Source organism: Streptomyces griseorubiginosus (genome assembly GCF_036345115.1).
GTDB lineage: Bacteria > Actinomycetota > Actinomycetes > Streptomycetales > Streptomycetaceae > Streptomyces > Streptomyces griseorubiginosus_C.
In genome coordinates this window covers 9,271,922-9,296,004 of the sequence record NZ_CP107766.1, presented here as the reverse complement: position 1 = coordinate 9,296,004, position 24,083 = coordinate 9,271,922, and the positions used below count along the sequence as shown (strand labels likewise).

Here is a 24,083-nt window from a genome sequence, read left to right as displayed (position 1 = left end):
AGGGAGCCGGCATGGCCGACAGGGAGGGTTCCGGTGTCCCGGACCGGCCGGCGCGGACCGCCGCCGACGTGTTCGGCTGGCGCGAGCTGCGGCCGGGGCAGCGGGACGCGATGGAGGCGGTCCTGCAAGGCCGGGACACGCTGGCCGTCATGCCCACCGGCGCCGGGAAGTCGGCGGTGTACCAGGTGACCGGGCTGCTGCTCTCGGGGCCCACGGTGGTGGTCTCGCCGCTGATCGCTCTCCAGCGGGACCAGATCGCCGGTCTGCTCAGCCACGACGAGGCGCCGGACGCCGTCGCCGTGAACTCCGCGCAGGCGGCCGGAGAGGTCGAGGCCGCCTGGGAGGCGGTCCGGCACGGCGACGCGGAGTTCCTGTTCCTCTCCCCCGAGCAGCTCGCCAAGGACGAGGTGGTCGAGCGGCTGGCCCAGGTCGCGCCCTCGCTGTTCGTCGTCGACGAGGCCCAGTGCGTGGCCGCCTGGGGCCACGACTTCCGTCCCGACTACCTGCGGCTGGCCCAGGCGATCCAGCGTGTGGGCAGGCCCACCGTGCTCGCCCTGACCGCCACGGCCGCCCCACCGGTGCGCGAGGAGATCGTGGAGCGGCTCGGCATGGACGATCCGGCACTGGTCGTGGCCGGTTTCGACCGGCCCAACATCGCGTTGGAGGTGCGCCGCTTCCTGGACGACACGGACAAGCGCCGGGTGGTGGTGGAGCGTGCCGCGGCGGAACCCAAGCCGGGGATCGTCTACACCGCGACCCGCAAGGACGCCGAGGCGTACGCGGACGATCTCGCCTCGCTGGGGCTGTCGGCCGCCGCCTACCACGCGGGACTGGCGGCCGGTGAGCGCTCCCGGGTGCACGACGCCTTCCTGGCCGGTGAGACCGACGTCGTGGTGGCCACCTCCGCCTTCGGCATGGGCATCGACAAGGAGGACGTGCGGTTCGTGCTGCACGCGTCCGTCCCCGGCTCGCTCGATGCCTACTACCAGGAGATCGGCCGTGCGGGCCGCGACGGCAATCCCGCGGTGGCCGCCCTGCACTACCGGCCGCAGGACGGCGGCCTCCAGCGCCTGTTCGCCACGCGCGCGCCGGACGAGGAGACCCTCCGCGCGGTCGCCGAACACATCCATGAGCGGGGTGGTCCCGTCGAGCCGGAGGCCGTCGCGAAGGAGACGGGGCTCTCGCGCAGGCGCGTGACGGCCGCCGTCAATCTGCTGGAGCAGGCGGGGGCCGTGCGTACCGAGGACGACGGTCGGGTGCGCGCCGTCGCCGGGACGACGGCCGGGGAAGGAGCCCGGCGAGGTGCGGAGGAGGCCGGGGCACGCAGGAGGCTGGAGGAGTCGCGGCTGGCCATGATGCTGGGCTACGCCGAGGCCACGGGCTGCCGGCGGCGCTTCCTGCTCGGCTACTTCGGTGAGCCCTACGACACCCCGTGCGGGGCCTGCGACCTGTGCACGGCTCCCGAGACCAGGCCCGGCGACAGTGTCGTCGACGGCGTGGGGAGTGCGGGCGAGGAGCCCGCCACCCCCGGGGCCGCCCCGTATGCGTCAGGCACGCGGGTGCGGCACGCGGAGTGGGGAGAGGGCACGGTGATGAGCGAGGAGGGTGACCGCATCACCGTGCTGTTCGAGTCGATGGGATACCGGACGCTGTCCCTGGCCGCGATCACCGGCAAGGGCCTCCTCAGCGCCGCGCCACCACCCGCAGGGTCTTGACCTCGGGGTCGGCGGCGTCCGGGATCAGCACGCCGTGCTCCACACCGCTGCGCAGATAGTCGAGCACCTCGTCGGTGATGACCTCGCCCGGCGCGATCGCCGGGACACCCGGCGGGTAGGGGCTGATCATCTCCGCGGCGATCCGGCCGGCGGCCCGCTCGGCGGGCACGTGGTCGACCTCGGCGAAGAACGCGTCGCGGGGCAGCATGGCCTGCTCCAGTTCCAGGGCCGAGGGCTCGGGCAGGCGTACCGGCGGCCGACGTTCGATGGAGTCGGCGCCCTCGGTGAGGGCGCGCAGGGCGTCCAGCAGCGCCTTCTCCGTCTCGTCGTCGTCGGCGTGGGTGATGGACGCGCTGATCCGGCAGGTGTCGGAGCCGCCGACGTCCACGTGCAGTTCGGCCCGCATCCATTCGGCGGCCTGCATGCCGCTGATCCCGAGCTCCCGTACGTCGATCACGATCTTCAGGGGGTCGAACTCGGCGGCGAGGCCCTCGTCCACGACCTCCTGGCCCATGGGCCGCAGCCCCGGCAGGTCCGCGGCCGCGAGCCGGATCCGTTCCGCGCGGCGCAGCGCGGTCTCCAGGAGGTCGTGGCCCTGCTCGACCATCTGGCGGCGCCAGCCGTCCAGGGTCATGTACACCAGGGAGGACGCGCTGGTGGTGCCGAGCAGGTCCTCCCGCTGTTTGAGCGCCTCCGGTGAGACGCGGTCGTACTGGAGGTGGAAGACGGAGCTCTGCTCGATCGCCCCGCCCATCTTGTGGACGCTGGTGACCACCAGGTCCGCCTCGGCGTCCATGCCCCAGGCGGGCAGGCCGGGATGGAACGGCAGGTGGGCGCCCCAGGCCTCGTCGAGGATGAGGGGGACGTCGAACTCGTGGCACACCCGGGCCACGCCCCGGACGTCGGCGCAGGTCCCCCAGTCGGTGGGGGTGATCAGCAGCATGCCCTTGGCGTCGGGGTGCTCCTGGAGGCGGCGGCGTACGTCCTCGGGCTCCGGCGGGTGCGCGATGTGCCGTTCGCGGTCGAACTTGGGATGGACCCAGATCGGTTCGACGCCGTTGACGACGACGCCCGAGATCACGGACTTGTGCGCGTTGCGCGACAGCAGCAGCTTCTCCCCCGGCCCCGCGACGGCCAGCATCGCCGTCTTGATGGACAGGGAGCTGCCGCACGTGGAGAAGAACGCCTGCTCGGCGCCGACCGCGTCCGCCATCAGATCCTGTGCGTCGCTGAGCACGCCCTGGGACTGCCGGCGGTCGTCCAGCCCGTTGAGGGACAGGACGTCCGAACGGAACACGTCGAGCCCGACGATCTCCGCGACCCGGGGGTCCACGCCACGGCCCTGCTTGTGGCCGGGCGGACCGAAGACCATGTCGCCGCGACGCCGGAACTCCTCCAGCGCCTCCAGCACGGGCACCCGTGAGTGATCCATGGTTCCTCCCAGGTCCGCCCGGCTCCGCCCAGACGGCGAAGCCGTACGGCCCACTCGGTCTGCACACCGTGTTGACCGCAGACGCGTGCCGAAACGCCCGGAACAGCCCCGGAGGGGTCAGAAGGGGTACAGGTGGCGTTCCATCCAGTCCGCGGCGGCCCGGCGGAACAGGCGCCGGTTGTCCGCGCGCAGGAAGTCGTGCCCCTCGTCGCGCAGGACGAGGAGTTCGGCGGGGACCCCGTGCTCCCGGGCGGCCCGTACGAACTGTTCCGACTCCCCCGGCGGCACGTTGGTGTCGTGTTCGCCGTGGACGGCGAGCAGCGGGGCCCGCAGGGCGTCGATACGGCTCATCGGGGACAGGGCGCGCAGCAGTTCGCGGTCGCGCTCGGGGTGGCCGTACTTGTGCGCCGCCGACTCCGCGATCCAGGGCTCGGTGCCGGCGAAGAAGGTCAGCAGGTCGGACATGCCGCAGACGGCGACCCCCGTGCGGAACAGGTCCGGGTGCCACACGAGGGAGGCGAAGGTCAGATAGCCGCCGTAGGAGCGGCCCATCACCGCCAGCCGGGTGGGGTCCGCGGGGCCCGCCGTGACCGCGTGCGCGGCGCAGTCCGCGACGTCGTCGAGGGCGGCGAAGCGGCCGGTGCCGAGGTCGGCGTCGACGAAGGACCGGCCGTGTCCGCCGGAGCCCCGGACGTCGGGGGCGAAGACGTCGAGGCCGCGCCCGAGCAGCTCGTGGTAGAGCGGGTCGAACACGGGGCGTTCCTGGTCCTCGGGGCCGCCGTGCAGGTGGATCACACAGGGCGCGGGCTGGTGCGGGGCGCGTCCCGGGGCGCGGTAGTACCAGCCGCCGAGGGGCAGTCCGTCCCGGGCGGTGAGGCGCGTCAGGACGGGGCGTACGGGCGCGCGGCCCGGCGGGACGGCGTCCTCGTCCCGGGAGGACCACGGGGTGCGCAGCAGGGACACGCCTTCGTGGGCCCACCACACCCCGGGGCGGCGCTGGGAACCGGACAGGGCCAGCAGCAGCCGTCCCGTCCCGGCCGCCGCGACCCTGGTGACGACCTCGTGCGGCAGCGGCACCGGCCGCGCCGGTCCGGTGGTGTCCGCGATGCCGTACCCGGCGGAGGTCTCGACGACTTCGAGCTCACTGGCGCCCCGCACGTTCCACGCGAGCACGGCCGTCCGGCCGTCGTGGGCCACGGTCAGCAGGTCGAGGCCGCTGTCCTCGCGTTCCGCGACGACGGTCCTGCCGAGCGGCATGCCGTCGGCGTCGAGAGTGACGGCGAACAGTGCCGCGTACTCCCGTTCGGCGTCGCTGCGCAGCCACAGCGTCCGCCCGTCGGGAGAGAACCGGCCGATCCAGTGGTCGCCGTCGGCGACCGGCAGGGTGAAGGTCGTCACCGCGTCGGTGAGGCGCCGGACGACCGCCTCCCGGCGCCCGCGCGGGCCCCGGCGCAGCAGCGCCAGCCGGCCGTCGCGGGTCAGGTCGCACACCCGCAGCGTGGGGGCGTCCGGTTCCGTGGCGAGCAGTACGGGCGAGGCCAGACCGTCGGGATCGATCAGGTAGGCGGACAGGCCCCCGCCCGGCCAGGTCGTCGCCGGGGTCCCGCCCGGTCCCACGGCGTACGCGGTGGTGCCGAGGAGGGTCGCCCGGCCGTCCCGGGCCGTCCAGTGGGTCCCGGCGCTGTTCGTCCGGCCGTCCCGGGCCGGCCAGTTGACCCCGGCGGGGTCCGGCGGCTGCCACCGGCCGTCCCCCTGGGCGCGGGAGGCGGCCGGGGCGGTCAGGGTGACGGCTACCGCCGAGCCGTCGTGGGCCCAGCAGCCCAGGTAGGCGGACGTGTCCGGGTCGGCACCGGCCAGCAGGCGGCGGCCGGTGCCGTCGGGCCGCACGCACAGCACGCGTGAGTGCTCACCGCCGCCCGGGGCGGTGGTGTACGCGATCCAGCGGCCGTCGGGCGACCAGGACACCTCCTTCACCGGGTCCGGGGAGGAGTCGAGCAGCCGGACGCCCTGCCCGTCCACGGGCCCGGCCCACAGCTGGGGGACGCCGCCCCGGTCGCAGATGAAGGCGGCCTCGGTGCCGTCGGGACCGGCCGAGGGGTACCAGCAGCCGTGGGCGTGCAGCCGGGTGACGGCGTCCCGGGGGCCTTCCGCCTCGGGCAACGCCATGGGGGCGGGGGCCGCGGCGCGGGCGGGCCCCCACTCCGGTGCGGGTGACGTGCCGCCGTCGGGCCGGTGCGCCGGTGCGGGCACCGCGGTGCGGGCAGGGTCCCGCTCCGGTGCGGGCGGGGTCCGGGTGCCGGGGTCGCCGGTCACGTGATTCCGTGCGTCTGCAGCCATATCTCCAGTAGTGCCACCTGCCACAGGGCGTTGGCGCCTCGTTTGGTCCGGTGCTCGTCGGGTGCCGCCAGGAGTTCGGCCACGTACGGCTCCTGGAAGATCCCCCGCTTCCTGGCCTCGGGCGCCTCGAGCGCCTCGCGCACCCGGTCCAGGACGGGGCCGGCCATGTGCCGGATGGCCGGGACGGGGAAGTAGCCCTTGGGCCGGTCGACGATCTCCCGCGGCAGGAGCTTGCGGCCGACCTCCTTGAGCACGCCCTTGCCGCCGTCCGCGAGCTTGAGCTCCGGCGGACAGGCCGCGGCCAGCTCCACCAGTTCGTGGTCGAGGAAGGGCACGCGGGCCTCCAGTCCCCAGGCCATGGTCATGTTGTCGACGCGCTTGACCGGGTCGTCGACGAGCATGACGTGGGTGTCCAGCCGCAGTGCGGCGTCGAGCGCGGTCTGGGCGCCGGGACGTGCCATGTGCTCCCTGACGAAGTGGCCCGACACGTCGTCCGGGAGCAGCATGTGCGGCTGGAGGACGCCGGCGAGGTCGGCGTGGGGACGGTCGAAGTAGGTCTCGGCGTACCGCTGCGGCTCCTCCTCCCGGGCGACCGCGGCCAGCTCGGGGTACCAGTGGTACCCGGCGAACACCTCGTCGGCGCCCTGCCCGCTCTGGACGACCTTCACCTCCTTGGCGACCTGCTCGGACAGCAGGTGGAAGGCGACCACGTCGTGGCTGATCATCGGCTCGCTCATCGCGGCGACGGCGCCGTCCAGGGCGGTCGACACCCGCTGCGAGGGCACCGTCATCCGGCGGTGGTCCGTGCCGAACTCCCGGGCCACCAGATCGGAGTAGCGGAACTCGTCGCCCTCCTCGCCGCCCTCGGCCTCGAAGCCCACGCTGAACGTCTTCAGGTCGCGCTGACCCTCGTCGGCGAGCAGGGCGACGATCAGGCTGGAGTCCAGGCCGCCGGAGAGCAGGACGCCGACCGGTACGTCGGAGACCATCCGGCGGCGTACGGCCGTGCGCAGCGCCTCCAGCACCGCGTCACGCCACTCGTCGGGCCCCATCCCCAGGTCCTCGGTGCGCCGGGTGTACGACGGCTGCCAGTAGCAATGGTCCCGGTGGCTGCCGTCGGGTTCCACCACCCGCACGGTGGCCGGCGGCAGTTTGCGCACCCCGTTGAGGACGGTGTGCGGCGGGGCGACCGTGGCGTGCCAGCTCAGGTACTGGTGGACGGCCACCGGATCGATCGAGGTGTCCACGTCTCCGGCCGCCAGGAGGGCGGGCAGGGAGGAGGCGAACCGCAACCGGCCCGGGGCGGGCGCGAGATACAGCGGTTTGATGCCCAGCCGGTCGCGGCCCAGCACGAGGCGCCCGGTGCGGTGCTCGACGAGGGCGAAGGCGAACATGCCGTAGAAGCGATCCACGCAGGCGGTCCCCCACTGGCGGTAGGCGTGGAGCACCACCTCCGTGTCGGACGTCGACTCGAAGCGGTGCCCGAGGCGCCTGAGCTCTTCGCGCAGCTCCTGGTAGTTGTAGACGCAGCCGTTGAAGACGCCGGTGACCTCGCCGTCGGCGTCGGTCATCGGCTGGGCGCCGGAGTCGGACAGGTCGATGATCTTCAGTCGTCGGTGCCCCAGCGCCACCGCGCCGCGGGTCCATATGCCCTGGCCGTCGGGTCCGCGGGCGGCGAGCCGGTCACTCATGCGCTCGACGGCCGCTAGGTCGGGCCGCCCCCCGTCGAAGCGGATCTCGCCGCTCAGACCGCACATGAGGCGCCGCCCCCTTCCCGGTAGCCCTCGGTCGCGAGCCGGGACGGGGATCCCGGGCCGCGCCTGCCGGCCGCGACCCGGGCGGAATTGCTGGACATCGACGAAAACCTTTCCTCGGTGCTTGTCGGACAGAGGTGAGGGCGGGGCGGCCGCGCGGAGCGGGGTCAGCTGCCCAGGACCTCCGGGGCCCCGGAACCCGCCCGGCCCGGGGCGAGACGCCGGACCTTCCGGCGTACGACGGAGGCCGGCCTGCGGTGCCGCCGCTCGCCGCGGGTCTCCGCGATCAGCAGGTCGGTGCAGGCCAGCAGGTCCTCTTCGCGTGCCTTGCGGCGCATGCGCTCGGCGGCGCTGCCCTCCGCCAGGGCCGCCTCGGTCAGATCCCTGACCGTCTCCCAGTCGCCGTGGGCCTCCAGCGCGGGACGCAGCCGGGCGAGCAGTGCGCGGACGACGTCGGCGGCGGGGGCCTCCTGGTGGGTCCGGGGATCCACCAGGGCGCCCTCCGGGCCGGACCGGGCGGCCCGCCAGGAGGCGCCGCGCAGCCATTCGTGCCGGCCGTCGCAGCTCGCGGCACCGGCCGCGCGGAGTTCGAGGGCCTCGGACACCAGGGCGCGGAACAGTCCGGCGACGAGCACGACGGTCTCCACCCGCGGGCAGGCGTCGCAGATACGCAGTTCGAGTGTCCGCAGATGCGCGGAGGGGCGGACGTCGTAGTAGATCATTCCGGGGTCGCTGATGACTCCGGTCCGGACGAGGTCGCCCACCGCGGCGTCGTAGTCGGCCGCGCTCCGGAAGCAGCCGACGGGACCGGCGGTCGGCCAGCGCTGCCAGAGCAGGGTGCGCCAGCTGGCGTAGCCGGTGTCGGTCCCCTGCCAGAACGGTGAACTGGCGGACAGCGCCAGCAGGGCGGGCAGCCAGGGCGAGATCGCGCACATCACCCCCACGGCCGTGTCGCGGTCGGGTATGTCCACGTGGACCTGGGCCCCGCATATGAGCTGCTCGTCCGCCACCCGGCGGTACTCCTCGACCATGTGGTGATAGCGCGCGTCGGCGGTGGGGTGTCCGGAGACGGCCGGGGCGAGGGGTGCCGTGCCCGCGGCCACCACCGCCAGCCCCAGCGAGGAGGCGGCCGCGTCGAGCCGGCGTCTGGTTCTGGAGAGGTCGGAGTACAGGCCGGCCAGGGACGCGTGCACCCCGCTGTTCGACTCCACGGTGGACTGGTGCAGTTCCGTGGTGAAGGTGCGCCGGGGAAGCCGGCGCAGGACCGCGTCGGCCCGTGGCACGAGGAGTCCGCTCTCCACTTCCAGGATGTGGAACTCCTCCTCTACACCGATGCGCATGTCCACGTTCACTCCTCGGGTGTCGGCAAAGGTCCCGCCGGTCACAGGGGTGACCCCCGAGTGCCCAGAAGATCGAGGGATAAGCGCGGTATGCACTTTTGGAGAACATGATCCGCAGATGAGCGGGTTCTACGGTCAGCTGTCGGTGGTCTTGCCGACCAGGGCGCCGTACGCCAGCTGCAATGCGTCGGCCCCGGCCAGCGCCGCCGCCGCGCCCATCGCGGTGCGGGTCGCGCGCGGCCACAGCAGCTGGCCCGCGGTCAGCGTCGACGCCACCCACACGCTCATGCAGAACGGGCAGGTCATCAGCTCGCCCACGGTGTCCTTGCCGGTCTCGGACTGCGCTTCCTCGTGCAGTTCGGCGGGGCCCTGCGGACCGACGTACGTCGTGAAGGGGGCGCGCAGCGGGCTGGTCACCGACGCCTTGCTGATCAGCCGGCTCAGCCGGAACGTGGCCACCGAGGTCAGGAGCACGTCCCAGGGCTGCGGCCGGTCGGGCAGGGGGCGCCCGCGGAGCCGTACGAGCGTGGCCCAGCCCGCGGTGTAGGCGCCGAACGCCGTCATGGCCGCGAGGTATCCGCGCAGGGGCCGCTCGTGGGTGCCCGCGTAGGTGCGGCTGGTGCGCCGCAGGAACGCCTGTGCCCGTCGGCCGAGGCGAGTGTCAGTGGATGTGCTCATGGTCTGCCTCGCTCAGGTTCCGCTCCGGCTCGCCGCCGTCCGTGTCGTCTGCCTCCTGGCCGCGCAGGCGCACCTCGACCTGCCCCTCGGTGACCCGTGCCTCGAAGGCGGGCTGGGGCGCGATGGCCGGGCCGCGGACGTTCAGACCGTCCGTGAGGCGGAAGACGCTGCCGTGCCAGGGGCACTGGACGCAGCCCTCGGACACCGTCCCCTCGGACAGCGGCCCCGCCAGGTGACTGCACCGGTCGGCGAGCGCGTGGACGGCCCCGTCGGTCTCCCGCAGCACCATCAGCGGCACGTCGTCCACGCTGCGCCGCACCGGCAGGCCTGGCGGGAGGTCGTCCAGCGCGCCGATCGGGTGCCAGCCCGGCGTGACGAGGTGGGGTACGGCCTCGGCGTGGTTGACGCCGGCGGCCTGCCGGTAGGCGAGGTGGCCGCCCAGCATGCCGCCCGCTCCCACGGCCATCAGGCCCAGGAAGCCCAGGGTCCGTCCCGCGCGTCGGCGGCCGGTGGCGCGGCAGGCGAGCGAGGCGGTGTACAGGCCGACGGCCGCCGTGTTGGACAGCGCGTGCACCAGTCCGACACGCATCTGCGGCCGCTGGAGTTCCGCCCAGTCCACGGCGCCCGTCAGGGCCGCGGGGGCGGCCGCGGCGAGACCGACGCCCACCAGCAGGTCCGCCGCACGGGAGCGGTCCCCGCGCAGGTCGAGGACCGCGGCGGACAGCCAACTGCCGATCGGCACCTGCACCAGCAGGGGGTGGACGGGATGCCCCAGCCACTTTCCGTGCAACACGTCCCGGCCGCGCCCCAGCGGCAGGGACCGTACCCCCGCTCCGAGGGCGTCGATCACCGGGTCCGGCCGCTCCTCCCGTTCCAGCCGGTCGAACAGCCGCAGGACCCGGTTCTCTCGTGTACGTGGATGACGTCGTCGGTCGCTCATGGGCAGCCGGGTCTCCCCTTGCACGTGCCGCAAACGAGGACGGCGAGTTCAGCCGCCCGGCCTGATGACCGCACGCACACAGCCGTCCGTCTTCTGCTTGAACATGTCGTAGGCGCGGGGCGCCTCGTCCAGCGACACGGTGTGGGTCGCCAGGTGCGCGGTGCTCAGGTCCCCGGCGGCCAGCCGGTCCAGCAGCATGGGGATGTAGCGCTGGCCGTGCTGCTGGGCGCCCCGTACGGTCAGCCCCTTGTTGATGACCGCGCCGAGCGGGAACTTGTCGACGGCGCCGGCGAAGACGCCCAGGACGAACACCGTGCCGCCCTTGCGGCAGGCGTGGATCGCCTGCCGCACGGCGGTGGGACGGTCCGTCTGCAGCCGGAGCTGCTGCTTGACCTGGTCGTAGAGGTGGACCGGGCTGTCGCTGTGCGCCTCCATGCCGACCGCCTCGATGCACACGTCGGGGCCGCGGCCCCCGGTGCGCTCGCGCAGTTCCGCGCCGACGTCGGTGGCCGTGTAGTCGATGGTCTCGCTGCCGACGTACCGCTCGGTCATCTCCAGACGCTCCGGGATCCGGTCGATGGAGATCACCCGCTCCGCGCCCAGCAGAATCGCCGCGCGGGCCGCCATCTGGCCGACGGCACCGCAGCCCCACACGGCCACCACGTCGCCCGGCTGGACCCCGCCGAGGTCGGCGCCCATCCAGCCGGTCGGCACCGAGTCGGACACGAACAACGCGCTGGTGTCGTCCACGCCCTCCGGGACCTTGAAGGCCCCGTGGTCGGCGAACGGCACACGCACGTACTCGGCGTGGCTGCCGCGCAGTCCGCCCATGGCGTGCGAGTAGCCGAAGATGCCTCCGGTGTCGGCGCCGAACAGGGCCTGTCCGATACCGGGGTTGGTGTTGGTGTTGTCGCACAGCGACCACAGGTCGTGGGTGCAGTACCAGCAGCGGCCGCAGCCCACGAAGGAGCAGACGACGACCCGGTCGCCCACGGCGTGCCGACGCACGCCCGTACCCACCTCGACGACCTCGCCGACGAACTCGTGCCCGATGACGTCACCGGAGCGCATGAACGGGATGTAGCCGCCGATGAGATGGAGATCGGAACCGCAGGTGGTGCCCGCGATCAGCCGTACGACCATGTCCTGGTCGTTGCGCAGGACCGGGTCCGGCACCTGCTCCACCGCGAGCTTGTTCACGCCTTCCCAGCACAGCGCCTTCACAGCACTCCCTCCCCGCCGGCCCGCCGGCTGAGCAGTCCGACGACCTTGCCGCCCGGGGTGTCATGGGTGGTCGGTTCGTCGGGGACCAGCACCTCGCCCGTCTCCAGCAGGGACTTGGCCTCGCGCAGGGCGCGGCGCAGGTCCTGGCGCGGGTCCTGGCCGGCGAGACGCGCGGGCACCGAGCGCGCCAGGTCGGAGGGCGGCTCCTTGAACCGCACGGCCAGCTCGGTGCCGCGGTCGGCGGGGGCGGCGCTGATCCGTGTCTCGATGTCCTCGCCCAACTCCTGGAGCGGCGTGGGGAGTTTGTCGATCTGCAGTTCCTGGGGTGCGCAGTTGACGGTCACGGCCAGCCAGCGGTCGGCGCTGTCCGTCGCCGGCCTCGGCGTCCGGGCCTTTCGTACGGCGACGGCGGCCCCGGCGAGTCCGGCGGCTGCCATCCAGAGGGACTTCCTGCCCGTCATGGGGTCACCTTTCAGTCGTGCGGCTCGGCACTGCTGCCGGGGCACCGCGGTGAGCGCCAGGGCGGGCGAGTACCCCGGTAGCCCTGGGCAAGCCCGGCCGGGGGCACGGGCACTGAAGGTGACGACCCGAGGCGGTCAGGGCTTGGACAGGGCGTGGCGCCCGGGCCGGCCGGAGGAGGCGAAGCGGTGGGTGGGCCGGGCCGGGCCGGTGGGTTCGAGGTTCCGCAGCCACCGCCAGGCCATGGCCAGCAGCGCGGTGAAGACGGCAAGGAGCAGCAGGGAGGTCCACATGGGCCGGCTGCCGGGGGAATCCCACGTCGTCCAGGCCGACGATGCCGTCCACAGGGCGACACCGGCCGCGTAGAAGTTCCGCATGCGCCGCAGTTGCCGCGCGGCGCGGGCCGCCGTGGGGTCGTCAGTGTGAGTCATGCGGGGCCGTGTACCCCGATCAAGGAGGTCCACCGGGCGGATGGCGCACGGGGCTCGCGGCGTTCAGCGATCGAGTGCGGGGAGGTGGGACAGGCCGGAGTCGACCATGATGCGGTCGACCGTCTCGGTCAGGGTGCTGTCCGCACCGATGACGGTTTCCCCGACACCGGGCAGCAGGTATCGCAGCGTGCTTGCCACGATCGGTCTTCGGCTGGAGTCCGAACACCCCCCACAGATCACCGAGCCCGATCAATGGACCCGCCACCTGCACGACGCCGTTCCGCGACGCCCGTAGCGGACGGCATGCCCGCACCCGGCACCGGTCCTGGCCGCCTTGTCAGCCCGCACAACTCAGATGATCCAGCCGTGGATTCGGATCAAGGCAGGAACTTACGCGTTCGCGTCGCGGAGCGTGCGCAGGATGCGTTCGAGGTGGCGGCGGTCCTCGGCTGAGAGTGGTCCGGCGAGGTGGTTTCGCAGGTGGGAGACGTGGGCGGTCAGTGCGTGGTTGAGCGCCTCACCGCCCTTGTCGGTCAGTACGGCGAGTGCGGCTCGTCGGTCGGCAGGATCGGGGGCTCGGCGGATGAGTCCTTCGTTCTCCATGCGGTCGGCGAGCCGGGTGAAGCCGCCCGAACTGAAGGACACGGCATCTGCCAGGTCCGTCATGCGGAGCTGACGGCCGGGGGTGCGGCCCAGTCGCAGCAGCACTTCGAACCAGGTCTGGGGTATGCCGAGATCGCGGTTCACCAGGGGCTTGATACGGCTGTAGGCCTCCACGAAGAGACCGAAGAGTGTCACGTCGTCGTCGTTCACCAGTTGCTCGTTCACTCCTCAAGGATGACAGAAGGGCATGAGCGGAAGAATCTGCCGTTGCAATATCTGTTGTAGCAGATATATTGTCTGCGTCGGCAGATACTTCACCGTGTCCACCCCGCAGATGTGGAGTCCGTCCCATGGGAAAGCGCGTCCTGGCCGCCTTCGGCGTCGTAGCTCCCATGGACGGCGTCCTCGCGTCCGGCCTGTCTACGGCGCCCACTTCGGCGGACGCCGCCACCTCCTCCCCCGTCGAACGGACCGGCTCAAGCGAGGAGGCCCGGTTGCGGACGCTGTGCCTGCAGGCCGTGGCCGAAGGCGACCGGCTCGTCGTCTTGCGGCCGGCGGGCGGAGCGACGTCCGTGCGGGCGCGACCTGCAGGGCACCCAAGGCTGAACCCCTGCTCGGCACGGGCTGCCCCTCTCGACCCGGTTCACGTCGTACGCCTCGCCGCGAGGCGATCTCCCCGACCATCACCCTTCACCCGAGGAAGCACGCATGAGCACTCTCTCCTTCAAGGTCCTCGACCTGGACTTCCCGGCCGGCAGCAAGAACAAGACCGCGACCCTGGTCACCGGTGAGAGCGAGGCGCTGCTGGTGGACGCGGGGTTCACCCGCGCCGACGGGCACCGTCTGGCCGCCGAGATCCTCGACTCCGGCAAGACACTCACCACCGTGTTCATCAGCCACGCCGACCCCGACTTCTACTTCGGCGCCGAGGTCATCGCCGACGCCTTCCCCGACGCCGTCTTCCTCGCCACCCCGATCGTCATCGAGCACATCGCCCACTCCTACGAGGGCAAGCTCAAGGCCTGGGCCGCGCTCGGCCCGAACCTGCCCACCCGCCTGGTCGACCTCCAGCCGCTCACCGGCGACCTCACCCTGGAGGGCCACACCTTCCAGCTCAAGGGCGGCCCGGCCGGACTGCCCGACCGCCACTACCTGTGGCAGGCCGAGCACCGCGCCCTCCTCGGCGGCGTCCTGCTCTTCCAGCAGGAACACGTCTGGGTCGCCGACACCCCCACCCCCGAATCCCGCACCACCTGGATCAACCTGCTCGACGAAATGGCCGCCCTCGACCCGCACCTGGTCGTCCCCGGCCACCGCCTGCCCGACACCGCAGCCGACGCCTCCGCCATCACCGCCACCCGCGACTACCTGATCGCCTTCGAAGAGGAGCTCGGCAAGGCCGCCGACGGCGCCACGCTCACCGAGGCGCTGGTGGCCCGCTATCCGGGCAACGGCATGCTCATCGCCGCCCAGATCGGCGCGAAAGTCGCCAAGGGCGAGATGAAGTGGGGCTGACGATGAGCGAGTTCGCCGCCTCCACCGCCCCCGCCGACGTCGTCCGCCGCCAGTACCTGGCCTCCGCCGCCGGCGACCTGGACGCCCTGCGCGCCACCCTCGCCCCCGACGTCGAGTGGACCGAGATGGCCGGCTTCCCCCTGGCCGGCACCTACCGCACCCCCGACGGCGTCACCGCCCACGTCATGGAACAACTCGGCAAGGACTGGGACGGCTGGACCGCCCACGACGACACCTACGTCGTCGACGGCGAGAACGTCGTCGTCCTCGCCCGCTACACCGCCACCAACAAAGCCACCGGCAAGCCCATCGACGTCCGCGTCGCCCACCACTTCGTCGTCCGCGGTGGACTCATCGTCCGCTTCGAACAGTTCGTGGACACCGCCCTCGTCCGCGACGCCATGACCGCCTGAACACCCGACCGCATCACTGCACGGCAGGAGAGATCCGCATGTCCGCAGCCGACAACAAGGCACTCGTCGTCGCGTTCTACGAGCAGGCCTTCAACGACTACCAGCCCGAGCAGGCCGCCGCCGCGTACCTCGGCGAGACCTACACCCAGCACAACCCCGAGGCGCAGGACAGCCCGCAGGCCTTCGTCGGCTATGTGCACTGGCTGCGCGGGCAGTTCCCCGACCTGCGCCTGGACATCAAGCGCGTGATCGCCGAGGGGGACTTGGTGGTCACCCACAGCAATCTGCACCTCAAGCCCGGCGACCGGGGCATGGCCGTCGCCGACTTCTGGCGCGTCGCCGACGGGAAGATCGTCGAGCACTGGGACGTGATCCAGGAGGTGCCCGAGAAGAGCGCCAACGACAACACCATGTTCTGACCCCACGGCAGCAGCACGGCACCCGTGCCGTATCCGGGCGCCGTCTGCTCCGCTGCCGTGGTCCAGCCGCACGACACAGACAACCGAACAGAACAGAGAGGCTCCCCCACCATGACCAGCCTTCCCAGCCGACGCCGCCTGCTTGCCACCGGAGCGGGTGCCGCTCTCGGTCTCGGCGTCGCCGCTGCCTCCGTCACCCCCGCTCAGGCCGCCACCGGCCAAGCCGCTGCGGGCCGCGTGGAATCGGGCGGCGCCGAGGAGACCCGGACTCTTGACGAGCTCTACCAGGCAGCCCTCGCGGAGGGCGGCAAGCTCGTGATCTACGCCGGCGGTGACATCTCCAGCCAGGCGGACGGGATCCGCAACGGCTTCAAGAGCCGATTCCCGGACATCGACCTGACGGTGGTCGTCGACTACAGCAAGTTCCACGATGTCCGCGTCGACAACCAGTTCGCCACCGACACCCTGATACCCGACGTCGTACAGCTGCAGACCGTGCAGGACTTCGTGCGCTGGAAGCAGGAACGCCGCCTGCTCACCTACAAGCCGGCCGGTTTCTCCAAGCTCTACGCTCCGTTCAAGGACCCGCACGGCGCGTGGGTCGCCGTCCAGGTCAGCGCCTTCAGCTACATGTACGGTCCCGCCGCGGTCGGCTCCGACATCCCCAGCGGTCCGCTCGACCTGGCCGACGCCCGCTGGAAGGGGAAGATCGCCTCCTCCTACCCGCACGACGACGACGCGGTCCTCTACCTCTACACCCTCTACGTGGAGAAGTACGGCTGGGACTGGCTCGCTCGACTGGCCAGCCAGGACCTTCAGTTCGCCCGCGGCAGCTACACCCCGTCGGCGGCCGTCAGCAGCGGCCAGAAGGCCATCGGCATCGGCGGCTCCGGCGCGCCGCTGTCCACCGGGCCGGTCAAGTGGGTGCTGCCCGAGGAGGCGCCGTTCATGTCCTGGGGACAGCGGGCCGCGATCCTCAAGCAGGCCAAGAACCCCACCGCCGCCAAGCTGTACCTGAACTGGCGGCTCTCCGTCGAGCAGCAGAAGGCCGCCACGAACGGCTGGTCGGTCCGCACCGATGTCACCCCGCCGACCGGGCTGAAGCCCGTCTGGGAGTACCCCAACGGCAACCTCGACGGCTTCCCTCGCTTCATGGCCGACCGCGCGGCGATCGAGCGCTGGAAGCAGACCTTCGCCCTGTACTTCGGTGAGGTGAAGGGCGACCCCTCACCGGGCTGGCTGGGGCTGCACCCCGGAGCCTGACCGCTGACCCAGCGACTCCGGCCCTGCCGACGTTCCTTAGTTGGTAGTGACAGTGTCGGGCTGGTGAGGAGGCCGAGGCGAACGCTTTCGCGGCAAGCCTGCTGACGCGTGCTGACCTCGTGCGGTCAGAGCTTCGGAGGCTCCCGTCGGCGGTCCGGCAGGACCTGGACCGCTGCACTGCCGCCCTGACTGTGCGTTCGAGGTCAGCGACTCGGCGATGGGTCACGACGCTGGTTCTGACGGAGCGTGACGCGGTTGTCCCGGACCAGACAGCGGGGGTCAATCGCCAGCCGGCACGTCCTCGATCGCCCTCGGGCGGCCTCCGCTCCGTTGTGGGTCCAGTGCATCGAACCGAGGGCGCCTGAAGCCGACCGTAGCGACCGCGGTCCGCGCGTCATGTGCGGACCGCTTCGTCCTTCCGGCTCACCTGGCCCGTAGGACGTCGAGCGCTGTGAGTGCCACGTGTAGTTCGGTGCGGTGTTCGCCGGACTCGAGATCGCAGTCGAGTATCCGCTCGATGCTGCGCAGACGTTGGTAGACGGTCTCGCGGGACAGACTGCCGGAGCGGGCTGCCAGGGTCTTGTTGCCTGCCGCGTCGAGGTAGTGGCGCAAGGTCGTCAGCAAGTCCGTGCCGTGGCGGGCGTCATGGTCGAGGAGTCGGCTGAGTCGGCGCTCGGTGAAGTCCTGGATCCGGGTGTCCTCCCTGAGCGCGAAGAGCATGCGGCGCAGGCCGATGTCGGACGGCTTGTGGTAGGAGCGTCCCGGCGGGAGCGGCTGGCCGGGCTCGGTGGCTTCGGTGACGCGGATCGCCTCACGGAAGGATCGGGCGACATCGAAGAGGCCTGCCGCCTCGCTGCCTGCGCTGACAATGGCCCCCGGCGCCAACCCGAGTACGGTGCGGCTGAGTTGTTCGACCACGGGTGGGCAGGGCCTGCCGGGGCGCAGGGGCAGCAGGATGCCGAGGCGCGTGGGGCCGAGGGCGCCGACGAGGGCCTGTGTCCCTTGCTTCCTCAGCTCTTCGCAGAGGAGTACCTCGCATTTCGTCGCGTCGGTCTCCTGAGGGAGGTCCGCGAGCACGGCCACGAAGCCGCAGTCCTTGGTGGGCAAACCCAGTGCGGCGACCCGGGCATCGGCGTCCGCAGGAGAGTGGTGACGTTGTCCGACGAGGTCGCGCAGGAGATCGCGGTGTGCGGCGCGTTCCCAGGGCACAGCGTGGATGACGCGGGCGATGGTGAGGGCCATCGCAGCCCTCTCAAGGACCGTCACAGCGGTGGGGTCGAATGCCGAGGGCGTGAGAGGGCGTGAAGAGGCGGGCAACATGACCACTCGGCCCCAGCTTTCGCCCTGGTACTCCACGGACGTCACGAGCCAGCCGCCGGGTCCGGACACGGAGGTGCGGCCGACGGGAGGTGTCGCTCGTGAGCGCCGTTCCCAGTCGCTGAGCGCTGCCTCGACCGTGCCTGCGGAGGGCGCGCAGATCAGTGCCTGGTGGGCCAAATTCTCCAGTACGACGGTGTGGCCGCTCATCTCGGCGGCGGCACGTACGACCTCCTCGGGCACAGCGCCCCGCAACGTGAGGGCGGTGAACGCCTCGTGAATGCGCTGGGTCCGGCGCATCTCCTCGGCCTGGTTGCCGAGGATGAGGGCGTGGACGACCTGTGTGACCTCAAGGAAGTTGACGTCCTTGGCCAGGGTCACGAGGGGGAGCCCGCGGGCCTCGCAGGCATGGACCAGGGCGTCGGGCGGGCGGTGGTAGCGGCGGACCAGTTCGATGACCAGGGCCGCCGCGCCGATGTCGGCGAGTTCGTTCACGTAGCGGCGTACACCGGCCGGCTCCTCCGGCAGGGGCATACCGGTGGTCAGTACGAGCTCGCCGCCCTTGAGGAAGGAGGCGGGGTCGGTCAGCTCGGTCATGTGCACCCATCGGACGGCGCGGTCGAGCAGGTCTGCTCCGGTGACGACCTGCGGCTGCCCGGCGGACAGGACGGGAAGGGTCAGAACGTCGGCCACGGTGAGCGGATGGCCGGCGGTGGCCATGTCCGGGCCTGCCAAGGAGGCGTCAGGACCGTCGGTGACGGGTCTTGCGGCCGTGTGGGGCTTCTCGCTCATGGGACCTCCCGGGGTGCTCCGTCACCCTGACAAGCCTCACTGACCTGCGCAAGAGCCATGGAAGAGCCGCTGTGAGCAGGACGAGCGGGGCGTGATGCCCGGTGCGGCTGACACAACGTCCAGATGCCGCGGCGCGGGCGGACAGTTCGAGCATTGGCGTCATCGAGGTACGCGGAGAGGCTCGACCGGACCGGAACCAGACCGACGACCCGCCGGGAGACGAACATGACTGCACTGTCGCCGCACCTTCGCCAGGCCACGCCCGTGGTGGCGGTCCGGGGAGAGGGCGTCCACCTCTACGGTGATGACGGCCGCCGCTACCTCGACTTCACCGCCGGCATCGGCGTGACCAGCACCGGGCACTGTCACCCCAAGGTCGTGGCGGCTGCCCGGGACCAGGTGGGCACCCTCGTCCACGGCCAGTACACGACAGTCATGCACCAGCCGCTGCAGCGGCTCGTCGACAAGCTGGGCGAGGTCCTGCCCGAGGGGCTCGACAGCCTGTTCTTCACCAACTCCGGCAGCGAGGCGGTGGAGGCGGCGCTGCGGCTGGCCCGGCAGGCCACCGGTCGGCCGAACATCCTGGTCTGCCACGGTGGCTTCCACGGCCGTACGGTGGCCGCCGCCTCGATGACGACCTCCGGCACCCGCTTCCGGTCCGGCTTCTCCCCGCTGATGAGCGGTGTCGTCGTCACACCCTTTCCCTCGGCCTTCCGCTACGGCTGGGACGAGGAGACCGCGACACGGTTCGCCCTGCAGGAGCTGGACCACACACTCCAGACGATCTCCTCACCTGCTGACACGGCCGCCGTCATCGTCGAGCCGGTGCTTGGCGAGGGGGGTTACGTGCCCGCGACCCGCGCCTTCCTGGAGGGCCTGCGGGAGCGGGCCGACCGGCACGGCTTCCTGCTGATCTTCGACGAGGTGCAGACCGGAGTGGGCCGCACCGGCCGGTTCTGGGGACACGAGCACTTCGGCATCACGCCCGACATCCTCGTCACCGCGAAGGGCCTGGCCAGCGGGTTCCCGCTGTCAGGAATCGCCGCCTCCGAGGAGCTGATGGCCAAGGCGTGGCCCGGCTCGCAGGGCGGTACGTACGGCGCCAACGCCGTCGCCTGCGCCGCGGCCTGCGCCACCCTCGACGTCGTCCGCGACGAGAGGCTCGTCGAGAACGCCGAGGCGATGGGCAAGCGCCTTCGCCAGGGCCTGGAGGCGGTGGCCGACCGGACCGCAGGCATCGGCGACGTACGCGGCCTCGGCCTCATGCTCGCCACCGAGTTCGTCACCGAGGACGGCAGTCCGGACCCCGAGACCGCCGCCCGCGTGCAGCGTGCCGCCGTCGACCAGGGCCTGCTCCTTCTTCTGTGCGGCGCCTGGAACCAGGTCGTGCGGATGATCCCGGCCCTGGTGATCGACGAGACGGCGGTGGACCAAGGTCTGCAGGCATGGGCGGCCGCGGTGGAGGCCGGGACGTCGGGAGCGGCACGGCGATGACGCGGTCGGGCCGGGGTGCCGTCCTTGCCGACCGCACCGGCCTGCGCGCACCGAGGGCTCCTGTGCGTGCGCCTGCAGCATGGCGCGCTTCGGTGCAACGGTCAGTGCATCGGGGGTCCGTGCTTCGTCGAGGCTGTCCTTCACGCGACCATGGTCGGGACCATCGAGTCGTCGGCTGCTTTGTCGAGGGGCAGAGTGTGCGTCATGGACATCCGGCAGCTGGAGTACTTCCTGGCGATCGTCGATCGCGGGGGGTTCAACCGCGCGGCCTCGGCTCTGTACGTCTCGCAGCCGTCGCTGTCGCAGGCCGTGCGGGCACTGGAGCGTGATCTCGGTTCCGAGTTGTTCCATCGCATCGGGCGTAGGGCAGTGCTGACGGAGGCCGGAAGGGCTCTGATCGAGCCGGCCCGGGAGGCCGTGCGGAGTCTGGAGACGGCGCGGGCGAGTGTCGCGGCGGTGCATGAGCTGCGTGAGGGGCGCCTGGACGTGGCATCCGTGCCGTCGCAGGCGGTGGAGCCGCTGACGAGTCTGGTGAGCGCGTTCAGCCACAGGTATCCCGGCGTCTCCGTGGCCATCAAAGCGGCGTTCACCTCGCGTGATGTGATCGACATGGTGCGCACGGGTGCCGTGGAACTGGGGCTCTTGGCGTCCGCCGGGCCGTTCTCCGACAAGGAGGTCGTCTCCCATGCGCTGGGGCGGCAGCGCTTCGTCCTGATGGTGCCGGCCGACGGCCCGTTCGCCGGCCGGACGGCAGTGGAGTGCCAGGAGCTTGCAGGACAGCGGCTGATCGTCGGGCAGCCGGGTACCGGGATGCGCGCGTACGTCGACGCGCTGCGGGAACAGGGCATCGAGTTCACCGTCGCCGCCGAGACCGAGCACCGGGTGTCGCTCATGCCTCTGGTACTGGCCGGTGTCGGCCTCGCCGTGGTCATGGATTCCTGGCGGGACCTCGCCCGGCAGCTGGGCGCCCGCGTCCTGGACATCGAGCCGGAGACCAGCTTGGACATCGCTCTCGTCAGCCGCCGCGGCAGCCTGTCGCCGGCGGCTGCCGCGTTCGTCACGGCCGCCCTTTCGGTCGCCGGCAGCTGATAGGCGCCGCTTATCAGGGATATCCGCTTTGCGTCTTGGACGCCCCGCGGACCGCCTTGCTGCAATCGACGGCATGAAGACCAATCACCGCATTGCCCTGATCCCCGGCGACGGCATCGGCGCCGAGGTACTGCCCCCAGCACAGCGGGTGCTCGATGTTCTCGGCCGCCGCCACGGCTTCAGCCTCTCCTACACGTCGTACGACTGGTCGTGCGAGCGGTACCTGCGGGAGGGCGCCATGATGCCCGCCGACGGTATCGACCAGCTGCGTGACAAGGACGCGATCCTGTTGGGTGCCGTCGGCTACCCGGGGGTCCCGGACCATGTCTCGCTGTGGGGGCTGCTGATCCCGATACGGCGCAGCTTCCGTCAGTACGTCAACCTCCGGCCCGTCCGTGTCTTCGCGGGCATCGACAGTCCGGTGCGCGGCGCGCGGCCGGGCGAGGTCGATCTCGTCGTCGTGCGGGAGAACGTCGAGGGCGAGTACAGCGAGATCGGCGGACGGCTGAACCAGGGCACGGCCGAGGAGCTGGCCGTCCAGGAATCGGTGTTCACCCGGGCCGGGGTCACCCGGGTCGCCGACTACGCGTTCTCGCTCGCCGCCCGCCGTCGAGGGAAGCTCACCTCCGCCACCAAGTCCAACGGCATCATTCACACCATGCCGTTCTGGGACGAGCTGATCGCCGAGCGGGCCGCCGAACACCCTGGCGTCACCTGGGACCAGGAGCACATCGATGCGCTGGCGGCCAAGTTCGTCCTGGACCCCGCCCGCTTCGACGTCGTCGTCGCCTCCAACCTCTTCGGCGACATTCTCAGCGACCTCGCGGCCGCGGTCGCCGGATCGATCGGCGTCGCCCCGGCGGCCAATCTCAACCCCGAGGGTGAGTTCCCCTCGATGTTCGAGCCGGTACACGGCTCCGCGCCCGACATCGCGGGCCAGGGCATCGCCAACCCGCTGGGCGCGATCTGGTCCGCGGCGATGATGCTCGACCACCTCGGCCACCCAGCCGCGGCCAGGGACATCACGGACGCGATCGCGTCGGTCCTGGCCAAGACCGATACCCGCACCCGTGACCTGGGCGGAACCGCGACCACCACCGAGTTCACCGACAGGCTGATCGAGCTCCTCTGAGCCATGTTCCTCCGCGGTGGGCGGCAGGGAGGACGCCGCCCACCAGTCATCCCCGCGCGCCCTCTGCCGCTGCTTCTCCCGCGTCCAGAACCAGCACCGCGACGTGCAGGGAGGTGCGCTCCAGACCTGACTCCAGGTCGCAGCCGAGGAGCCGCTCGATGGTGTGCAGGCGCTGGTAGTACGCCTGCCGGGACATGCCGGCGCGTTTCGCCGCGACCGACTTGTTCCCTGCCGCCGCCAGATAGGCGCGCAGTGCCGGGAGCAGATCGCCGCTGTTGCGGTCGTCGTGCTCGATGAGGCGGGTCAGTTGCCGTTCGGCGTACCGCTGAAGACGGGTGTCCTCGCGAAGGATCCCCAGCAACTCCGGCAGCCGGACGTCGGCGGGGACGTAGAACCACCGCTCGGGGGAGGCCGGTGTGATCGCCTCGGCCGTCTGCTCGGCCTCCTGCCACGACCGGGCGATCCCGCCCAGGTCGGTCACCCCGGGGCCGACGGCGACGACGGCCCGCGGTCCGAGCTCCTCCCGGGCCAGGCGGCCGATCTGCTCGGCGACCGGCTGCCAGGCGCTCGCCTGCGCCAGAGCCATGAGTACACCGATACGGCCCGGGGCCGTCTCGCCGACCAGGGCACGGACACCGGTGTGCGTCAGCTGCTTCGCGATGCGTTCGTCGAGGTGCTCCCCCTCGGTGCCGGTGTACGGGTGGCGGATGACCACGGCGAACAGGCGGTGTCCGAGGGTGGGCAGTCCCAGTGCCTCGGCGCGGGCGCGGGCGTCCGCGGGAGAACGGAAACGCCGTTCGTACAGGTCCCGCAGTACGGAGCGGTGGGCCCGGCGCTCCCACCAGGCCTGCCCCGCCAGACGCGCCATGGTCAGCGCGACCGCCGCACGCTCCAGCACCAGGACGTGTTCCGGGTCGGGCTCGGCGCTCAGCCGGTCCTCCAGCAGGACCAGCCGCCCCCACGGGCCGTGGTGGTCCTGCACCGGCGCGATCAGCCACCCCTCCGGGCCGCTCGGCGTGAGCCTCTCCGGCGTCGGGGCGGCCCGCGAACGCCGCGACCAGGCCGACACCACCGGCTCGTACGGCCGGCCGAGCAGCTCGCACATCAGGACCCGGTGGGTGAGGTCCTCCAGCACCACGGGGGCTCCGGTGAGCTCCGCGGTGGTGTGCACCAGTTCCTCGGGGTCCGCGCCCCGCAGCGTCAGAGCGGTGAAGATGTCCTGGATGTCCCGTCCGCGGCGCAGCAGGGCCCCCTGGGCGTCCAGGATGAGCGCGTGCACCGTCTGCGTGACGTCGATGAACCGGACGCCACGGGCCAGCTCGACCAGCGGCACATCACGGGCGCGGCACGCCGCCACCAGCTCGCGGGGCACTTTCTGGTACCGGTAACCGAGCTCCACGATCAGGCCGGCCGCGCCGACGTCCGCGAGCTGGTCGACGTAACCGCGCAGCTCGGAGGCGTCCTCTGGATGCGGCACGCCGGTCGTCAGGATCAGCTCGCCGCCCTCCAGGAAGTCCGCGGGGTTGAGCAGCTCGGTGACGTGCACCCACCGCACCGGGCTGTCCAGCCGTGACTCGCCCGCCAGCACGCGCGGCATCCCCTCGGCGAGCACGGGCAGGCCCAGTACCTCCCTAAGGGTAGGGAAGTGCCCGGTTGCATGGTGTCTGGGCGGCATAGGGGGTCTTTCATCCGAGGGAATCGGGCTCACCTTCGCACCGGCCACTCATCGTGACAAG

The 24,083-nt window shown here is 71.7% G+C and carries 21 protein-coding genes; 8 read left to right on the top strand and 13 right to left on the bottom strand.

All coding sequences use genetic code 11. The annotated features are described in order from the left end of the window. Nucleotides 1–11: 11 nt before the first annotated feature. The gene (locus OHN19_RS41860; protein ID WP_330269236.1) at nt 12–1,715 is read left to right on the top strand and encodes a RecQ family ATP-dependent DNA helicase; all 1,704 of its coding nucleotides are present in this window, start codon (nt 12–14) and stop codon (nt 1,713–1,715) included. Here OHN19_RS41860 and OHN19_RS41855 read toward each other — a convergent pair. The 11 genes from OHN19_RS41855 to OHN19_RS41805 form a co-directional block, all read right to left on the bottom strand. After that, the gene (locus tag OHN19_RS41855) at nt 1,684–3,147 is read right to left on the bottom strand and encodes an ornithine decarboxylase (protein WP_330269235.1); all 1,464 of its coding nucleotides are present in this window, start codon (nt 3,145–3,147) and stop codon (nt 1,684–1,686) included. The genes OHN19_RS41860 and OHN19_RS41855 overlap by 32 nt on opposite strands. A 117-nt stretch (nt 3,148–3,264) precedes the next feature. Next, a complete protein-coding gene (locus OHN19_RS41850) occupies nt 3,265–5,484 on the bottom strand; it encodes a S9 family peptidase (protein WP_419249565.1) in 2,220 nt (739 codons plus the stop codon). After that, complete coding sequence (locus OHN19_RS41845) at nt 5,457–7,241, bottom strand: N-acetylglutaminylglutamine amidotransferase (protein WP_330269234.1); 1,785 nt, start codon at nt 7,239–7,241, stop codon at nt 5,457–5,459. Before OHN19_RS41845 ends, OHN19_RS41850 begins: the two co-directional genes overlap by 28 nt. 164 nt (nt 7,242–7,405) lie before the next feature. Then, complete coding sequence (locus OHN19_RS41840) at nt 7,406–8,578, bottom strand: glutamate--cysteine ligase (RefSeq protein ID WP_330269233.1); 1,173 nt, start codon at nt 8,576–8,578, stop codon at nt 7,406–7,408. Between the two features lie 135 nt (nt 8,579–8,713). Further along, nucleotides 8,714–9,256 (bottom strand): DUF1360 domain-containing protein, encoded by a 543-nt coding sequence (locus OHN19_RS41835; RefSeq protein ID WP_330269232.1) that lies wholly within the window; start codon nt 9,254–9,256, stop codon nt 8,714–8,716. Next, nucleotides 9,240–10,196, bottom strand: coding sequence for a Rieske (2Fe-2S) protein (locus tag OHN19_RS41830; RefSeq protein WP_330269231.1), 957 nt, complete (start codon nt 10,194–10,196; stop codon nt 9,240–9,242). The genes OHN19_RS41835 and OHN19_RS41830 overlap by 17 nt, the downstream gene beginning before the upstream one ends. Nucleotides 10,197–10,244: 48 nt before the next feature. Next, nucleotides 10,245–11,420, bottom strand: coding sequence for a zinc-dependent alcohol dehydrogenase (locus OHN19_RS41825; protein WP_330269230.1), 1,176 nt, complete (start codon nt 11,418–11,420; stop codon nt 10,245–10,247). Beyond that, on the bottom strand, nt 11,417–11,881 hold the full coding sequence (locus OHN19_RS41820) for a hypothetical protein (protein ID WP_330269229.1): 465 nt from the start codon (nt 11,879–11,881) through the stop codon (nt 11,417–11,419). The genes OHN19_RS41825 and OHN19_RS41820 overlap by 4 nt, the downstream gene beginning before the upstream one ends. A 135-nt stretch (nt 11,882–12,016) precedes the next feature. Further along, nucleotides 12,017–12,310, bottom strand: coding sequence for a hypothetical protein (locus OHN19_RS41815; protein ID WP_330269228.1), 294 nt, complete (start codon nt 12,308–12,310; stop codon nt 12,017–12,019). A 63-nt stretch (nt 12,311–12,373) separates the two neighbouring features. Then, the gene (locus OHN19_RS41810; RefSeq protein WP_330269227.1) at nt 12,374–12,508 is read right to left on the bottom strand and encodes a hypothetical protein; all 135 of its coding nucleotides are present in this window, start codon (nt 12,506–12,508) and stop codon (nt 12,374–12,376) included. A 192-nt stretch (nt 12,509–12,700) separates the two neighbouring features. Further along, complete coding sequence (locus OHN19_RS41805; RefSeq protein ID WP_330269226.1) at nt 12,701–13,138, bottom strand: MarR family winged helix-turn-helix transcriptional regulator; 438 nt, start codon at nt 13,136–13,138, stop codon at nt 12,701–12,703. A gap of 483 nt (nt 13,139–13,621) precedes the next feature. Between OHN19_RS41805 and OHN19_RS41800 the strand changes: the two genes are divergently transcribed. From OHN19_RS41800 to OHN19_RS41785, 4 genes are all read left to right on the top strand, one after another. Next, nucleotides 13,622–14,428, top strand: coding sequence for an MBL fold metallo-hydrolase (locus OHN19_RS41800; protein ID WP_330269225.1), 807 nt, complete (start codon nt 13,622–13,624; stop codon nt 14,426–14,428). Between the two features lie 2 nt (nt 14,429–14,430). Continuing rightward, on the top strand, nt 14,431–14,841 hold the full coding sequence (locus OHN19_RS41795) for a nuclear transport factor 2 family protein (protein WP_330269224.1): 411 nt from the start codon (nt 14,431–14,433) through the stop codon (nt 14,839–14,841). 38 nt (nt 14,842–14,879) lie between these two features. After that, nucleotides 14,880–15,260 carry a nuclear transport factor 2 family protein gene (locus tag OHN19_RS41790; RefSeq protein ID WP_330269223.1) on the top strand — a complete coding sequence of 127 codons (381 nt, stop codon included), beginning with the start codon at nt 14,880–14,882 and terminating at the stop codon, nt 15,258–15,260. 111 nt (nt 15,261–15,371) lie between these two features. Next, nucleotides 15,372–16,523: an ABC transporter substrate-binding protein gene (locus tag OHN19_RS41785; protein WP_330269222.1), complete on the top strand. Its 1,152-nt coding sequence runs from the start codon at nt 15,372–15,374 to the stop codon at nt 16,521–16,523. Between the two features lie 423 nt (nt 16,524–16,946). Here the strand turns inward: OHN19_RS41785 and OHN19_RS41780 are convergent, their stop codons facing one another. Beyond that, entirely contained in the window at nt 16,947–18,632 is a 1,686-nt protein-coding gene (locus OHN19_RS41780; protein ID WP_330269221.1) for a PucR family transcriptional regulator, read from the bottom strand. Between the two features lie 225 nt (nt 18,633–18,857). On the opposite strand from OHN19_RS41780, the gene OHN19_RS41775 reads away from it, so the two are divergent. From OHN19_RS41775 to OHN19_RS41765, 3 genes are all read left to right on the top strand, one after another. Next, on the top strand, nt 18,858–20,126 hold the full coding sequence (locus OHN19_RS41775; protein ID WP_330269220.1) for an aspartate aminotransferase family protein: 1,269 nt from the start codon (nt 18,858–18,860) through the stop codon (nt 20,124–20,126). A gap of 204 nt (nt 20,127–20,330) precedes the next feature. Continuing rightward, nucleotides 20,331–21,215, top strand: coding sequence for a LysR family transcriptional regulator (locus tag OHN19_RS41770; protein WP_330269219.1), 885 nt, complete (start codon nt 20,331–20,333; stop codon nt 21,213–21,215). A 73-nt stretch (nt 21,216–21,288) separates the two neighbouring features. Then, on the top strand, nt 21,289–22,347 hold the full coding sequence (locus OHN19_RS41765) for a tartrate dehydrogenase (RefSeq protein WP_330269218.1): 1,059 nt from the start codon (nt 21,289–21,291) through the stop codon (nt 22,345–22,347). Nucleotides 22,348–22,393: 46 nt separating this feature from the next. Here OHN19_RS41765 and OHN19_RS41760 read toward each other — a convergent pair whose 3' ends face one another. Further along, nucleotides 22,394–24,022 carry a PucR family transcriptional regulator gene (locus OHN19_RS41760; RefSeq protein ID WP_330269217.1) on the bottom strand — a complete coding sequence of 543 codons (1,629 nt, stop codon included), beginning with the start codon at nt 24,020–24,022 and terminating at the stop codon, nt 22,394–22,396. Nucleotides 24,023–24,083 lie beyond the last annotated feature (61 nt).